This window comes from Pseudomonas sp. JV245A, from assembly GCF_032424515.1.
Classification (GTDB): Bacteria; Pseudomonadota; Gammaproteobacteria; order Pseudomonadales; family Pseudomonadaceae; genus Aquipseudomonas; species Aquipseudomonas protegens.
In genome coordinates this window covers 1-2,117 of record NZ_VYKE01000333.1, presented here as the reverse complement: position 1 = coordinate 2,117, position 2,117 = coordinate 1, and the positions used below count along the sequence as shown (strand labels likewise).

Sequence of the window (2,117 nt, the reverse complement as noted above, 5' to 3'; positions counted from 1 at the left end):
GCCCAGGCCGATGCGCGCGAAGTGCAGGCGGCGGCCCAGGCTGCCGACCTGCGCTTTGCCGCCGAACAGAAAGCCTTCGCCAGTGCGGGGCAGGCCTTCGTCCTCGAGCAGTACCTGAGCCAGCTGAGCCAGGGCCTGAGCCAGGCCAAGCTGCTGATTCTTGATCATCGTCTGGGGGGCGACAGCGCGCCGACCCTCGACCTGCGTACGTTCACCTTGCCGGCCGACCCTTCGGCGCCGCGTAAAGCCGCTCAGCCAGGAGCCGTCCATTGAGCCAGTCCTCCCACTCCCACGATCACGCCGGCCACGACCACGGGCACGGCCATCACCACCATCACGGGCATCACCACCATCATCATGGGGCGCCGGCCGAGGCCGGGCCTTTCCCCTGGCGGCGCATGGGCTGGGCCGTGCTACTGGTGCTGTTTGCCGTGGCCGCGGCGAGCCTGGTGCAAGTGCGCTCCGGCGAGGCCACGGTAATCACCCGCTTCGGCAACCCGGCGCGGGTGCTGCTGGAGCCGGGCCTGAACTGGCGCTGGCCGGCACCCTTTGAAGCGGCGATCCCGGTGGACCTGCGCCTGCGCACCACGTCCAGTGGCTTGCAGGATGTGGGCACCCGCGACGGTTTGCGGATTATCGTCCAGGCCTACGTGGCCTGGCGGGTCCAGGGCGACGCGGACAATGTGCAGCGTTTCATGCGGGCGGTGCAGAACCAGCCGGACGAAGCGGCGCGGCAGATCCGCACCTTTGTCGGTTCGGCCCTGGAAACCACCGCCAGCAGCTTCGATCTGGCCAACCTGGTGAACACCGATGCCAGCCAGGTGCGCATCGCTGATTTCGAAGCGCAACTGCGCAAGCAGATCGAACAGCAATTGCTTTCCACTTATGGAGTGCGAGTGGTGCAGGTGGGAGTGGAGCGTCTGACCCTGCCCTCGGTGACCCTGACCGCCACCGTGGACCGCATGCGCGCCGAGCGTGAAACCATCGCCACGGAACGCACCGCCATCGGCAAGCGCGAAGCGGCGCAAATCCGCTCTGGCGCCGAACGCGATGCGCGAATCGTCCAGGCCGATGCCACGGTGAAGGCCGCGGATATCGAGGCGCAATCCCGGGTTGAGGCGGCGCAGATTTATGGCCGCGCCTACGCCAGTTCCCCGCAGCTGTACAACTTGCTGCGCTCACTGGACACCCTGGGTACTGTGGTGACTCCGGGCACCAAGTTGATCCTGCGCACCGACGCGGCGCCTTTCCGGGTGCTGGTGGATGGCCCGCCAAACCTGCCGGGCAAAGCCGCTGGTTCGCAACCATGAATAAGGTTCCACGTGGAACAAATGAGTTGAGCAGCCCGTGGATCCAGGCCGGGCGTCTGGCATTCATCGCCTTGTACGGGGTGACAGTACTGGCGGCGCTGGCCTGGGCCTTCTCCAATGTGCGGCAGATAGACCCGCAGAACCGGGCCATGGTCTTGCACTTTGGCAAATTGGAAAGGGTGCAGAGCGCCGGATTGCTCTTGGCCTGGCCCCAGCCTTTTGAGCAGGTGGTGCTGCTGCCCGCCGCCGACCGGGTACTGGAGCGGCGGGTGGAGGGTTTGCTGCGTTCCGAGGCGGCTCTGGAAGGGGACCGGGTTGCCACCCTGGCCACGCCTTTGAACGACACCCTGGCCGGGTCCGGTTACCTGCTGACTGGCGATGCCGGTGTGGTACAGCTGGACGTGCGGGTGTTCTACAAGGTCAGCGATCCCTACGCCTATGTGCTCCAGGCTGACCACGTGCTGCCGGCCCTGGATCGGTTGGTGACCCGCAGTGCCGTGGCCCTGACCGCCGCCCGTGACCTGGACACCATCCTGGTGGCGCGCCCGGAACTGATCGGCAGCGACAACCAGGCCGCCGAGCGTCGTGAGCGGCTGCGGGGCGATCTGCTGCAAAGCATCAACCAGCGCCTGGCGCAGTTGACCACCAGCGGCCAGGGCATTGGCGTCGAGGCAACGCGGGTGGATGTGCAATCGAGCCTGCCCGGCCCGGCGGTCAGCGCCTTCAACGCGGTGCTCACTGCCAGCCAGCAAGCCGACAAGGCGGTCGCCAACGCCCGCACCGAAGCGGAAAAACTGACCCAGGGCG

Annotated in this window: 2 protein-coding genes and 1 pseudogene; all 3 read left to right on the top strand. The window is 66.9% G+C overall.

Annotated elements, in window-relative coordinates; translation table 11 throughout:
• A pseudogene (locus F6S12_RS31305) lies at nucleotides 1–273 on the top strand (protease modulator HflK); the annotation flags it as partial.
• A complete protein-coding gene (gene hflC / locus F6S12_RS31300) occupies nucleotides 270–1,310 on the top strand; it encodes a protease modulator HflC (RefSeq protein ID WP_011064358.1) in 1,041 nt (346 codons plus the stop codon). The pseudogene F6S12_RS31305 and the gene hflC, both read left to right, overlap by 4 nt.
• Nucleotides 1,307–2,117, top strand: an 811-nt coding sequence (locus F6S12_RS31295; RefSeq protein WP_315869812.1) for an SPFH domain-containing protein, incomplete at its 3' end; no start/stop codon positions are given. The genes hflC and F6S12_RS31295, both read left to right, overlap by 4 nt.